The sequence below is a fragment of the Ruegeria sp. AL2 genome, assembly GCF_056540845.1.
Genome location: NZ_JBQFXM010000002.1, coordinates 382181 through 395467, shown reverse-complemented (window position 1 = coordinate 395467; position 13287 = coordinate 382181). Strand labels below are relative to the sequence as shown.

Sequence of the window (13287 nt, the reverse complement as noted above, 5' to 3'; positions counted from 1 at the left end):
GTCTCGGTCCCATCATGGCTGATCCCTCCCTTTAGGAAGAATTGAATCAGCAACTTACCAACCGATCAAGCCCGAGTTTTTCAACAAAATAGGGGGCCGTACCGCAGAATGGGAGGGTCCAACGAGTGACCGTTTTGGGCCGTCCTCATCCCAGCAAGATTTAACTACGATCTGATCCTGTACCTGCGCCAACGACTGCAAGAAGCCCAATTCGCACAATGCTGCGCGCGGCGAAAGGCGGTATTCGAAAAGTCGCCCTCGGCTGATGTGCGTCAACCGCCCCAAGTGTCTGACAGGATAAATCCGCTTGGGAAGGGATCACAAGGGTCCAACCCGATCTGGGACACGCCATAGATCCAGCACTGCCCGGTCACCCGCACCCGGCTTCCCTGGTAAGGGCCGATTTGTGCCGTTCCAATCAGTTCGGCGCGAAATTCCCCGCCGATTATCGATCTGGTGGTGATCTGATCGCCTTTTGCGATCTCTCCCCTTGCGTGCAGCACCGCCATCGTGGAATTGGTGCCGGTCCCACAGGGCGACCGGTCGGCGCGCGCCGGTTTCAAAGTCGTGCAATGGCGCATCGCCCCGTCCTCTTCTCGCGAGCGGAACATGACATAGGCCAGCCCGTGCACCTCGGCGATCTCAGGATGTACGACATGCGCTACTTCGGCAATCTGGTCGCGCAGGACAACCCCTGCTTCGGCAAGGGCACGCGCGTTTTCCGGGGCAATCGTCATACCAACCAGATCCACATCAACCAAGGCGTAGAACACGCCGCCATAGCACAGGTCAAAAGCCACAGGACCCCAGCGTTCGGTTTCAACCACGTCAGAAGCGGCCACGAACGAGGCTGGCATGTCCAGGCTGACACCTGTGACCTTGCCGTCATGGCAGGTCGCTGTCGCCCGCACCAGCCCGGCGGCGGTATCCAATGTCACCACGGTTTCCGGCTCAACCATCTCCATCATTCCGGTTTCCAGGATGGCGGTCACTGCACACATGGAATTTGAGCCGGACATGGCATGGGCTTGATCTGTCTGAAGCACGATCATCCCGAAATCTGCCTCCGGGTGACAGGCCGGAGGGATCAATACAAAGGAATGATTTGCCGCCGCACGCGGTTCGGAGCAGAGCCAGCGGCGCAGGCTGTCATCGACTTCGTTGATATAGGCCAGCTTGGCCGCCATTGTGTCACCGGGAATGTTCAGAAAGCCCCCGGTGATGACCCGCCCGATTTCCCCTGCACAATGAACATCGACGGTCTGCAGCGTGCGTTTCCAGCGCATGTGCCTTACTCCTTGATGTACCAGCCCCAGGGGGCCGAGCGGTCATATGTGGTGATCTGTTTGGTCTCGAGGTAGTTGTTAAACCCCCATTCCCCCAGTTCCCGGCCTATCCCCGATTGTTTGTAGCCACCCCAGGGCGCCTCGGTGAACGTCGGCTGCGAGCAGTTTATCCAGACGATCCCGGCGCGAAAGGCGCGCGCAACGCGCTCTGCACGGTCCAGATCATTGGACAGAACCGCCGCGCCCAGACCAAAGCGCGAGCCATTGGCCAGGTCCACGGCCTCTTCTTCAGTTGAGAACCGGCGGATGCAGACCACCGGACCAAAGATTTCCTCGTTCCAGATCCAAGCGTCTGTTGGCACATCAGTGAAGATGGTGGGCTCGACATAGCAGCCATATTCCAACCCCTCCGGCACACCGCCTCCGGTGACGAGGGTGGCTTCGGTCTTGCCCTTCGCGATGGCCGCCAACACCTTGTCGTGCTGCGATGGGCTGACCAGAGGTCCAAGCAAAACACCGTCATCCAGCCCATGCCCGATCCTGATCTTGCAGGTCTCGGTGATCAGCCGCTCCATCAGTTCCGGGTAGATTTTTTCGTGGATCAGAACCCGGCTGGTGGCCGAGCAGACTTCGCCCTGATTCCAGAAAATCCCGAACAGGATCCATTCAACCGCCTCGGCGATATCGGCATCCTCGAACACCACCAATGGGGATTTACCGCCCAGCTCCAGCGAGATGGTTTTGATGTCCCGCGCGGCGGTGGCCATGATGCGGGAACCGGTCGGCACCGAGCCCGTAAACGCCAGTTTGTCGACGCCCGGATGTTCGGTGAGGGGTTGGCCTGCGTCAGGGCCAAAGCCGGTCACGATGTTCAACACACCCTCTGGCAGCCCCGCTTTTTGCGCGATCACACCCAGTTCCAGTGCCGTAAGCGGCGTCAATTCCGACGGCTTCAAAACCATCGAACATCCTGCTGCCAATGCCGGTGCCACTTTCCATGCGGCCATGAGCATCGGGAAGTTCCACGGGATTATTGCTCCAGCCACACCTATCGGCTCTCTGACAACTTTGGATTTGAACTCATCCATCGGCAGGATGATTTCTTCTTCGGAATTGTTGTCGAACCGCTCCGCCAAGTCTGCGTAGGAATTGAAGCACCCTGCGGTGTCTTCGATGTCCCAAACAGCCTCGGGTAAAGGTTTGCCGTTGTCACGCACTTCGATGCGCGCAAGTTCATCCGTGCGGACGGTGATCTCGTCGCCCATTTTGCGCAAGATGGCGGCACGTTCTGCGCCGCTCATCCGCGGCCACGGCCCCTTGTCGAAAGCTGTGCGAGCGGCTTTCACTGCAGCATCCACATCGACGGCACTGCCAGCCGCAACCCGATGAAACACAGTGCAGTCAGAGGGGTCGACCACGTCGAACATTTGGCCAGATGCGGGCGCAACCCACTCGCCATTTATGAACAGCTGATTTTGCATGGCTTGAGTTCCTTCAGAAACGGTCAATTCGGTATGGGGACATGTCAATGGCTGGCCGATCTCCGGTGATCAGATCGCCCATCAGATGAGCGCACGTCGCAGCATAGGTAAGCCCCAGATGCCCATGCCCTGTGGCATAGAACACGCCGGGGGTCTTGGCCGAGGCTGACATGACCGGAACAGTGTCGGGAAAGGCCGGTCGGTGGCCCATCCATTCGGTGAAGTCTTCGACTTGTAGGTTCGGCAAGGCCTCACGCGCCCGACGCACTGTGATCTTGGCACGGCGATAGTCCGGAGCGGCAGCCAACCCTGCCATTTCAACTGTACCACCCACTCGAATGCCGCCTGCCGTCGGGCTGACCATGAAGGCTTTTGCAGGCCAGATGATGGAATGCGCCATGTCGATCCCCGGCGCCAGCATCTGGGTGTGGTAGCCACGCTCAGTCTCCAGGGGCATTGGTTCACCCAACAGCTTAGAGAGCCGCGATGTGAAGGCGCCCGCGCAAAGAACCACTTCGTCGGCTTGCAGACGCGCGACGCCCAATTGAACACCGGTTATCCGGGCGCTGCGTTCAAATCCGGTCACATCAGCGCGGCGTACGATACCGCCCAAGCCTTCGAAACGCTCTACAAGCCGCTCCACGAACTTAAAGGGATCCGCCAAAGTTCGATTGTCTGGCAGTAGGATGGCTTTGGTTATCTGATGGGTAATTTCCGGCTCGAGAATACGGATGGCCGCGGCGTCCAACACCTCATAGTCGAAGCCAAACCGTTCCAACATATCGATGCGTTCGCGGTCAGCCTGGAACTCGGCCTCATTGGCGTAAAGGGATAGGCACCCTGTTTGCGACAGCTGCTCCTCCATGCCAATTTCGGCCATCAGGCTCTGCGTGTCCGCCAATGAATGCTGACAAAGCGCCGCGCCCGCCGCTTCCAATCGCCTAACAGTGGACGGGCGGCTTGCAGCCAAAAAGCGGATGAACCAAGGGATCAGACGCGGCATGTAGCGCGGACTGACCCGGATCGGTCCTTCCGGGTCCATCATCCAGCCGGGAATCTGCTTCCATGTCGAGGGGCGCGCCACGGGCATGAATTCACTCACCGCAATCGACGCCATGTTGCCGAAGGATGCACCTGAACCGGGAGCGTCCCGGTCGATCAGCGTCACGTTTCGCCCTCGCTTCTGCAGGTCATAGGCGATGGCGGCGCCGATCACTCCGGCCCCGATGACAATTGTGGTTGTTGCAGTTGATGTGCTCATGGCACGCTACCTAAAATGCTGGACTTGGGGCGGCGGCCACCCCAAGCACAAGAGTCACATGGCCTGGATCGGCTCCAACGCCTCTTTCAAAGCGGCCTTTTCTTCATTGGTCAGCGGACCCAGAGGTGCACGGCATTCGCCCACCGGCAAGCCCTGCAGTTCGCAACCATACTTAATCTTTTGCACAAACTTGCCGCTTTCGAGGATGTTCATCGCACGGTACAGCTTGGCCATGATTTCCTTTGCCTTGGTCAGCTCACCCGCCTTGTAGGCGCGATCCAGATCGCAGCAGGCTTTGGCCAGGAAATTCGACGGGCCGCAAATCCAGCTGTCCGCGCCCCAGAACATAAAGTCCAAAGCGATGTCGTCCGAGCCTGAGATCAGTTGGATCTTGCCTTCATACCGAGTGGCAATATCGATTGCGCGCTGCAACACACCCGAGCTCTCCTTGATTCCGATGACACGCGGGTTGTCTGCGAAGTGATCCATCAGCTCGAAACTGATATCGCTGCCGTCCTTGGCCGGGTAACTGTAAAGCACCAGATTCACATCAACCTCGGCCAGCACAGTTTCATAGTGCCTGATCAGTTCGTCCTGCGTCGGACGGGTGTAGAAAGGCGGCGCCAACAGCACGTTGTCATAGCCGATCTCCTTGGCCATGGCGGTCTGTTCGATCACTTGCCGTGTAGCGGGCGCGTTGGTGCCGGCGATCAGAATCTCGTCATCGTTGGCGAACTCCTTGACGAATTGCAGAACCTGCTGCCGTTCCTCGGTCGACTGGCTGAAATATTCGCCGGTCGAGCCATTTGGCACCCAGCCCGTCACGCCCGCATCCCGGAAATGGGTCAGGAGGGTTTCGAAGGCGTCAAAGTCGATCTTGTTCGCCGCATCAAACGGTGTGACCAAGGCGGGCATGACACCCGAGAGTTTCACATTGTAGCTCATATCAACTTCCTCAGATTACGGCGCGTTCGATGACGCGTTCGCCTTTGGCAAAGCGCTCATAGAGAAACGGTGACAGGTCCATCGAACGAAATTCGCCATAGATGATTTGCTCGGCGACACCCCGACCTACTGCGGGGCCTTGTTGCGATCCATGCCCTGATGATCCGTTGGTAAAATGGAAATTCGACACCTCGTCATGCGGACCTATCACCACGTTGAAATCGAACGTGTTGAAATCGTAGTGCCCAATCCAATAGTCGATGACTTCAACATCCTTGAACTGTGGAATACGGTTGCGGATGATCGGGTGAACCTTGTCTTCCCAGATGGTTTCCTCTGCCGAAAAGTCGTCTGGGTCGACGGTTGCATCCTCGCCCAGAGGCGGACAGCCAACCAGGTAATCATCGCCGAATTGTCGGAAATGCACGCCTGTCGGGTCGATGGTCAGGGGCAGGTCGCGATCCAGCGGTTTTTTGGCGCGGAAAATGAACGTATAGCGCCGCTTGGCTTGAATATCGAGTTTGACACCGGCCATACCGGCGATCGTTCCGGCACGGGTTCCTGCGGCATTGACGATGGCGCCCGCCGCAATGACTTCGCCTGTGGCGAGGGTCACGCCGGTTACCTTGTTGCGGTCGCGCGTGATCGCGGTGACTGTGTTCTGAACATAGTCGACACCGCCTTCGACCGACTTTTTGATAAGCCATTCGATCATCAGAGGGGCGTTGTAATAGCCTTCGTCGACGGTGTTCAGGCTGCCCGCTTCGATGTCATCGAGGTTGTAGAACGGATACGCTGCCGCAATCTCTTCGGGCGCCACCATTTTGGTGCCTGCACCACATTCCTCCTGAACGCTTTGGTCCCGTTGCAGAACCTTGGTCAAATCCGGGGAGTCAGAGAGATAGAGATAACCGAAGTTGCGGATGCTGAGTTCGGGCACCTTCGGGTCACCGCCCAGGTTTTTGCGAAAATCGCGCACGAACTCTGCCGCGTACTGCCCAATCTTCACGTTGATTGGGTTGGCAAACTGCTGGCGCATGCAGTTGTTCGAGGCCCCGGTCTGGGCCTTTGAGAAGGTCGGGTCGGGCTCAACCACAAGAACCTTGCCCTTGAAGTCAGGATTCGAGGCCAGAAACCACGCAGTGCAGGCCCCCATCGTGGCACCGCCGATAATCACGACGTCATAGGCATCATGCTTCGGGGTTGCTGAAAACACAGGGAGATCCATCTCCCAAGAGGAGTCTTTCGAAGTCGGTTTCATGATTTTGTCTTTCGCGCTGGAACTCGGATCAGACCGAGCGTGTAATGCCGCCATCCACGCGGATGTTCTGGCCAGTTATATAGGCGCCGCCTTCCGAGGCCAGGAAAGCCACGGTCGCGGCAACTTCGTCATACGATTTGCCGTACCGCTCCATTGGGATCTTCGCCAGGAAATCCGGGTTTTCCGGCAGGCTGTCGATGAAGCCCGGCAAGACGTTGTTCATACGAACGTTGTCGGCGGCGTATTTGTCCGCAAACAGCTTGGTATAGGCCGCAAGCCCCGCTCGCATCACGCCCGAGGTCGGGAAAACCGCATCGGGTTCAAACGCGGCAAAGGTCGAGATGTTGATGATCGTGCCCGACTTCTGTTCAAGCATAATCGGCGCTACAATCCGCGTGGCACGTACAGAGTTCAGGAAGTAAACCTCCATGCCCTCATGCCAGTCGCCGTCGCTGATTTCCAGCACCGGCGCCCGCGGACCGTGACCGGCCGAGTTGACCAGCACATCGACGCGACCCCATTTCTCCATGGCCGCATCGACGAGCTTCTGCATGTCCGCGCTGGATTTGTTGGTGCCGGTCACGCCGATACCGCCCAATTCCTGTGCCAGAGCCTCGCCCTTGCCCGACGAAGACAGAATGGCGACATTGAAGCCGTCAGCCGCAAGCCGACGGGCGCTGTCTGCTCCCATGCCGCTGCCGCCGCCCATAATGATCGCTACTTTCTTGTCAGCCATTTTCCGTCTCCGTGAACCTCGTTGTATCCGTCTGGGTCCAACATCGGGCCTATCACAGCATTTGACCAATCAGTAATTCTGTCTTAACGCTGTAGAAATTCTACTCCCTTGGAGCAAGTAACATGCGCAAGCTACCACCATTGAACTCTTTGAAGGCTTTCGAGGCTTCGGGGCGTCATCTAAATTTCCGGCTTGCGGCGGAAGAGCTTGGTGTCACCCAGGGTGCCGTTGCGCAACAGGTGCGCGCGCTTGAAGAGTTGTTGAAAATCAAACTGTTTGAACGACAAGCCCGCGGATTGTCATTGACGGATGAAGGCCGGAAATACCTTCCCCCGATCCGCCGCGCCTTCGAGATGATGGCCGAAGCAACAGCCAATCTGTCGCCTCAGGACACCGTGGTGACAATCAGCTCAACCCCCTCTTTTGCAACAAAGTGGCTGGTGCCAAAACTGGGGACACTTGCCCTGGATCACCCCGAGATTCGCGTTCGCATGGACGCATCGAACGCGCTTGCGAATTTCCAGACAGATGGAGTCGACATTGCGATCCGTCAGGGCAAGCCCCCCTTCGGGCCGGGCCTTCTGGCGGAGCTGCTGTTCAATGCAGAGCTGATTGCGGTCTGCCATCCGGACCTTGCCGATGGCTCGAACTCGATCCGTTCCCCACAAGACCTGTTGACCCAGGTACTGCTGGAAGACACTCATGGCCAATGGCCCCTGTTTCTCGAAGCCGCACTTGGCGATCAGCCTGTTTCGGCTCTCAAGACAATGGCGTTCAGCCAAACGTCGCTCGCGATTGATGCTGCAATTGCCCGACAAGGCGTGGCGCTGACGAACCGGGAATTTGTCGAAGCTGATCTTCAATCTGGCCGGCTTTGCCAGCCGTTCGATTTCTCGGTGACGACGGAAGAGGGATATTACGTGGTGGCCCCTCGAGCCCCCAGGAAACCTGAAGTTGTGGCAACAGTCAGGAATTGGTTGAAGGAACAAGCGTAGGTCGCAGGGCGGAAGAGCACTCATGTCCGCCGTTTCGTTCTAAAGCAATTGTGGCGCGCGATGGTTCCCCGACTTTCTCACCTTCTTTGCAATCGACAGCATTGTTCGCTCTTCTGAACTCCGCCTGTCTTCGAGCTTTGCTCGCGCAGCGAATGTCTCCTCTGATGAGCCGCACGGCAGCGATGGTGATCAAGGTCGAACGACGGCTATGTGCGGGATCGCCTCTTTCGGAAGTTTCGATAGGAGGGGCGAACTTCGTCGATCACGAACGCTTGCTACATGCGAAAAACTTCTGAAAATTGAAGCGCTAAGTTATGGTCGAAACGAGTGCAAAGTTTTTGAAAATATAAACGAATTTTCCCCGCATTGTCATGCGCCGCAGTGCAAGGAGTTACTCAAACCTACAGTTGGCGGAGGAATCGACGAGTTCAAAGGGGGTACGCGATGGTCGTTATAGTGCCACCCCATACTTCTGTTGAGCAAAACCGAAGGTTGCTTGATTATGGTCGACTTTAGGGTACATCGAGAAGTCCCAAGACAGGTTGGGTGATTTGGATGCTGTGTGAACCGAAATTGACGCAAAGAGCTTTGGCGTACAAAGCTGAGCTTTTTCAGCTGGTGCCACAGTTGCTTCAAGATTGTAAACTTTCAGTGGCATTTTCGCAGAATTTCCGGTCAAAGTTTACATCGCTGCTCCGAGCGGAGAGAACTGGAGCCGCTATAACCTTTGAAATCATGACCACTGCCACAGTTTACACTTATCATGGTCAACACAACCGTTCTAACCAAAGCGGAGTAACAATATGACATGGTCCTTCTCTCTCGGCCGATTGCTCGGTTCCGAACTGAGGGTCCATGTCACCTTTTTTCTGCTGCTGGCTTGGGTCGGTTTTGCCGCATTCTCGACCGGTGGCCTGCCAGCCGCGATTGAGAACCTTCTCTTTGTTCTGGCCCTGTTTGCCTGCGTTGTCGCGCATGAGTTCGGTCACGCTCTTATGGCGCGGCGCTATGGTATCAAAACCCCCGACATCACCCTTCTGCCCATCGGTGGCCTGGCCCGACTTGAGAGAATGCCGGAAAAACCGATGCAAGAGGTTCTGGTGGCGCTTGCGGGTCCGGCAGTGAATATCGCTATCTTCATAGGCCTTGCCGTGCTTGGTGCAGGGATGCCGCTTGAGACCCTCGCGCAATTGGAATCACCAAATGTGAGGATTTTGGACAAGCTGGCCTATATCAATCTGCTTTTGGCCATCTTCAACTTGATCCCGGCCTTCCCAATGGATGGAGGCCGCGTTTTTCGCGCCCTTCTGTGTTTGCGCATGAATCGCGTCAAAGCCACCCGAATTGCAGCGGTTGGTGGCCAGATTGTCGCTGTCGGGTTTGGATTTCTAGGGCTGAGCTCCGGCAATCCAATTCTGGTATTGATCGCCGTATTCGTGTTCTTTGCAGCGAATGCAGAAAGCCAGGATGTCGCTTTGCGATCCGCGGTCCGCCGTGTTCTGGCTCGTGACGCGATGATCACTGAATTTCATGCCCTGTCCCCCAGCGATACGCTAAGCACAGCTGCGCAAGCCGTCATTCACACCACACAGCACGAGTTTCCGGTACTGGACCCAAATCACACTTTGCTGGGCTTTGTGACACGCGAACGCCTGTTCACCGCTCTGGCAAGCGACCAGCCCAGAACTGCGCCCGCGACCTCGATCATGGATGCTGACGTTCCCACAGTCTTGCTGACAACCGGCCTTGAGGACGTACTGGAACACCTGCACAATGGTGCGCCGGCGATTGCAGTTCTGAGCCATGGCGGTCGTATGATCGGTTACATAACCCGCGAAAACATCGGCGAGCTGATGGTCATTCAGGGTCGTTAACCCCTGCGTCACACCGGGGCGAGAGCGTCCGACAGAACCGATAAGACCGCATCCTTCGGCACATCCGAGGTCACAAAAGCCTGACCAATTCCGCGGGCCAGGATAAACCGCAGCTGGCCGTCCACGACCTTTTTGTCCTGCCCCATCAGATCCACCAGTGACTCGGCACTTGGCAATTCGCCCGGAATATCAGCCAGATCCGTTTTCATACCCATTGCCCGCAGATGCGCGCGTACCCGGCTTGGGTCTTCTTGTGAACACAGCCCAAGGCGGGACGAAAGCTCGAACGCAAGTGCACAGCCGATGGCCACGCCCTCGCCATGCAAAAGACGGTCCGAATAACCAGTGGCAGCCTCCAAGGCATGACAGAAGGTGTGTCCCAGATTCAGCAGGGCGCGGTCACCTTGTTCGGTTTCGTCCCGGGCCACGATATCGGCTTTCATCTGAACCGAGCGGGTTACCGCACGCACCCGCGCGGCCAAGTCACCCGAGGACACGCTTTGCCCGTTCGCCTCAAGCCATTCAAAGAAATCAGCATCCCCAAGCAAGCCGTATTTCACCACCTCGCCATACCCTGAAAGAAAGTCCCTCTGGGTCATGGTCTGCAACACAGATGTATCGGCCAGAACCAGCGATGGCTGATGAAAAGCGCCGATAAGGTTCTTCCCCTGAGGGGCGTTGATCCCTGTTTTCCCTCCGACGGAGCTGTCGACCTGCGCCAGCAAAGACGTGGGGATTTGCACGAACCGAACACCTCGGCGCAGGACGGCTGCGGCAAAGCCGGCAAGATCACCAATTACGCCGCCACCAAGGGCCACAACAACGTCGCTGCGTTCAACCTTTTCAGCCAACAGCCACTCAACCGCGCGTTCGAAATGAGGCCAGCTTTTGGTTGCCTCACCGGCGGGTAAGGCCAGCGCGGACATTTCGATTCCGGCGGCTTTCAGACCCTCACGTAGCGCGTCCAGATGCAGGTCAGCGACGTTCTCATCTGTCAGGACGGCCACCTTGGGGCGCGCCAATAGCGGTGTAATCCAATCGCCTGCGCGCGCCAGAAGATCCGGACCGATCTCAACGTCATACGACCGGTCTCCAAGTTCAACGTTTACTGTTTGATGCATTATCTGATTTCCAAAACATCAGGGCGCGCCAACAAGGCGTCGACAACCCGGTCCACCATATTCTCGATCGAAGTTTCGCCATCCGAATCCACGATCAAATCTGCCTCGGCGTAAACCGGAACACGCGCCTCGTAGAGGGCTTTCAATGTCGCATAAGGATCAGCAGTGCGCAGCAGCGGGCGCGTGTCCTTGTGGCGAACTCGGCTCCACAAAACTTTCAGGTCTGCCCGCAGCCAGACAGACGCCCCGCGCAAGGTGATCATACGCCGGTTGTCGGGCTGAAGAAACGCCCCGCCACCCGTTGAAAGGATGCCTTTTTTCTCGTCCAGCAGGCGGCTGATGATCTGTGTTTCCTTGGTGCGAAAAAACGACTCCCCGTCCCGCTCAAAGATTTCGGGGATGGTCATGTTGGCGGCTGATTCGATTTCGGCATCACTATCCAGAAAGGGAACACCCAGACGCGCGGCCAAAGCGCGGCCCACGGCAGTCTTACCAGCCCCCATCATCCCCACCAGAACCACGGTTTTGTGCAGAGCAAATCGGGTCTGCGCGTCCGCTGAGTGCGTGTTATGCTTAATTTCGCTCATTTCACCGTGAATGACGTGATCTTGGGAAAAATGCCAGTTATAACTTGGTCAAAACCAAAAATTGAGGCAGCGTGACGCCATGAGCCGTCTGATCAAATTCCTGATATATGTTCTGTGCCTGGTATTCATCGGGCTGGTTGCCTATGCCTATGTCGGTCCATTCTTTGGTGTGGATTTCTCTGCGCCTCAAAGTGAAATTCGCGAGCCGGTTGTACTGGATGTCAACTAAGCAACTGCTTTTGGCAATCACACTGGCCGGGTCGGCACATGCGCAGGAACCCTTATCCGCCATCGAATGGCTGACAGACCCGCCGGAAAACCTGCCGGGAACCGTTCTGCTGGAACCACCGGTCACGCAAGATGGCACTTTGCCAGGAATTGAGGTGACTTCGCTTGAAGCGCTGTCGCAGCCGCTGGGCCTTGTTTCGTCCTCTGTCACTGGCCTGCCCGTCGACCTTTGGCAAGGCAGCGATGCGGATCGCTTGGCCGAACTGATCGCCGACGTCCACGTGCGTGACAACCCGGCGATGCAGCGATTGTTGTTCACGTTACTCTTGTCTGAAACACGCGCGCCGTCAGGGCCTCTGGCCGAAGAAACCCTTTTACTGGCGCGGCTGGATCGGTTGATGCAACTGGGTGCCGCTGATCCGGCGCAATCGCTTGTTCAACTGGCCGGACCTACTGACACGCAAGACCGTTTCAAGCGCTGGTTCGATGCGACGCTTTTGACCGGGGATGAGGATCGCAGTTGTACCGCCCTTATTGCCGAACCGCATCTTTCGCGGGACTATGCGGCTCAGATTTTCTGCAAGGCCCGCCGCGGGGATTGGGCTTCAGCCGCGCTGACCCTTGAGGCAGCGCATGCGCTTGAAATCCTTCCACCCGAGGATCTGGCAGTTCTGGACCGTTTCCTTAGCCCGGAACTGTATGAAGGCGCAGCTTACCTGCCGCAGCCGGAGAACCCTGATCCCCTGACGTTCCGTTTGTTTGAGGCAATTGGCGAACGACTTCCCTCCGCTCCGCTGCCACGGGCGTTTGCCAATGCGGATCTGCGCGATGTCGCAGGTTGGAAGGCACAGATCGAAGCAGCGGAACGGCTTACCCGCATTGGCGCATTAACCCCCAATCAGCTGCTGGGCCTTTATACTGAGCGTGACCCGGCGGCCTCAGGTGCTGTCTGGGATCGAGTGGCCGCCGTTCAGCGTTTTGAAAGCGCGTTGGACACCGGGAACGCGGAAGCGATAGGAAAGACCTTGCAGCCGGTCTGGCAACAGATGCGTGGTGTCGGGCTTGAGGTTCCGTTTGCCGAACTGTTCGCCGAGCGCTTGTCGACTGTCACATTACCGGTTGCTGCCACCGAAAACCTGCGCTGGCGTATTCTGATGTTGTCCGGGCTTTACGAACAGGCCGCCTTGTCAACACCTGACACATCGAACGAAACCCGGTTTCTTGCCGCTTTGGCACAAGGCGATCCCGGGCGCGCGGTTTCCCCGTCCCCTTTGGCTGATGCCGTCGCTCAGGGGTTCGAATGGGCAGCGCCTGTGCCAGGCGACATTGATGCGTTGCTGACCAACGGTCAGTTGGGCGAAGCCATAATTGAAGCCATGCAATTGTTTGCACATGGCGCGCGGGGCAATCTGGTGGACCTGACAGCGGCAATTGCAACATTCCGGCGCGTTGGGCTGGAAGACACCGCGCGACGTGCGGCCCTGTCCCTTTTGATCCTGCAAAAGCGTTGAT

General features: G+C 57.3%; 12 protein-coding genes. 4 read left to right on the top strand and 8 right to left on the bottom strand.

Annotation, left to right across the window (positions count from 1 at the left end):
• Positions 1-272 precede the first annotated feature (272 nt).
• Genes ACR0ID_RS05815 through ACR0ID_RS05790 form a run of 6 tightly spaced genes read right to left on the bottom strand, consistent with a single transcriptional unit; the run spans position 273 to position 6970 of the window.
• Positions 273-1286, bottom strand: coding sequence for a proline racemase family protein (locus ACR0ID_RS05815; RefSeq protein ID WP_480604324.1), 1014 nt, complete (start codon positions 1284-1286; stop codon positions 273-275).
• A gap of 5 nt (positions 1287-1291) precedes the next feature.
• The gene (locus ACR0ID_RS05810) at positions 1292-2767 is read right to left on the bottom strand and encodes an aldehyde dehydrogenase family protein (RefSeq protein ID WP_480604322.1); all 1476 of its coding nucleotides are present in this window, start codon (positions 2765-2767) and stop codon (positions 1292-1294) included.
• 13 nt (positions 2768-2780) lie between these two features.
• On the bottom strand, positions 2781-4028 hold the full coding sequence (locus tag ACR0ID_RS05805) for an NAD(P)/FAD-dependent oxidoreductase (protein WP_480604321.1): 1248 nt from the start codon (positions 4026-4028) through the stop codon (positions 2781-2783).
• Between the two features lie 54 nt (positions 4029-4082).
• Positions 4083-4973, bottom strand: coding sequence for a 4-hydroxy-tetrahydrodipicolinate synthase (dapA, locus tag ACR0ID_RS05800; protein WP_480476250.1), 891 nt, complete (start codon positions 4971-4973; stop codon positions 4083-4085).
• A gap of 10 nt (positions 4974-4983) precedes the next feature.
• Complete coding sequence (locus ACR0ID_RS05795) at positions 4984-6234, bottom strand: NAD(P)/FAD-dependent oxidoreductase (RefSeq protein WP_480476252.1); 1251 nt, start codon at positions 6232-6234, stop codon at positions 4984-4986.
• A gap of 28 nt (positions 6235-6262) precedes the next feature.
• Positions 6263-6970: an SDR family oxidoreductase gene (locus tag ACR0ID_RS05790; RefSeq protein ID WP_480476254.1), complete on the bottom strand. Its 708-nt coding sequence runs from the start codon at positions 6968-6970 to the stop codon at positions 6263-6265.
• Between the two features lie 122 nt (positions 6971-7092).
• On the opposite strand from ACR0ID_RS05790, the gene gcvA reads away from it, so the two are divergent.
• Together gcvA and ACR0ID_RS05780 are read left to right on the top strand one after the other, a co-directional pair.
• Positions 7093-7965, top strand: coding sequence for a transcriptional regulator GcvA (gcvA, locus tag ACR0ID_RS05785; protein WP_480604320.1), 873 nt, complete (start codon positions 7093-7095; stop codon positions 7963-7965).
• Between the two features lie 803 nt (positions 7966-8768).
• Complete coding sequence (locus ACR0ID_RS05780) at positions 8769-9839, top strand: site-2 protease family protein (protein WP_480604318.1); 1071 nt, start codon at positions 8769-8771, stop codon at positions 9837-9839.
• An 8-nt stretch (positions 9840-9847) separates the two neighbouring features.
• On the opposite strand, the gene aroB is transcribed toward ACR0ID_RS05780, so the two are convergent.
• Together aroB and ACR0ID_RS05770 are read right to left on the bottom strand one after the other, a co-directional pair.
• Positions 9848-10960, bottom strand: coding sequence for a 3-dehydroquinate synthase (gene aroB, locus ACR0ID_RS05775; protein WP_480604317.1), 1113 nt, complete (start codon positions 10958-10960; stop codon positions 9848-9850).
• Positions 10960-11547 carry a shikimate kinase gene (locus tag ACR0ID_RS05770; protein ID WP_480604316.1) on the bottom strand — a complete coding sequence of 196 codons (588 nt, stop codon included), beginning with the start codon at positions 11545-11547 and terminating at the stop codon, positions 10960-10962. The genes aroB and ACR0ID_RS05770 overlap by 1 nt, the downstream gene beginning before the upstream one ends.
• Before the next feature lie 79 nt (positions 11548-11626).
• Here ACR0ID_RS05770 and ACR0ID_RS05765 point away from each other — a divergent pair, with 79 nt between their 5' ends.
• Both ACR0ID_RS05765 and ACR0ID_RS05760 read left to right on the top strand, forming a co-directional pair.
• A complete protein-coding gene (locus tag ACR0ID_RS05765; protein ID WP_480472404.1) occupies positions 11627-11776 on the top strand; it encodes a hypothetical protein in 150 nt (49 codons plus the stop codon).
• The gene (locus tag ACR0ID_RS05760; protein ID WP_480604314.1) at positions 11766-13286 is read left to right on the top strand and encodes a hypothetical protein; all 1521 of its coding nucleotides are present in this window, start codon (positions 11766-11768) and stop codon (positions 13284-13286) included. The genes ACR0ID_RS05765 and ACR0ID_RS05760 overlap by 11 nt, the downstream gene beginning before the upstream one ends.
• Position 13287: the final 1 nt, after the last annotated feature.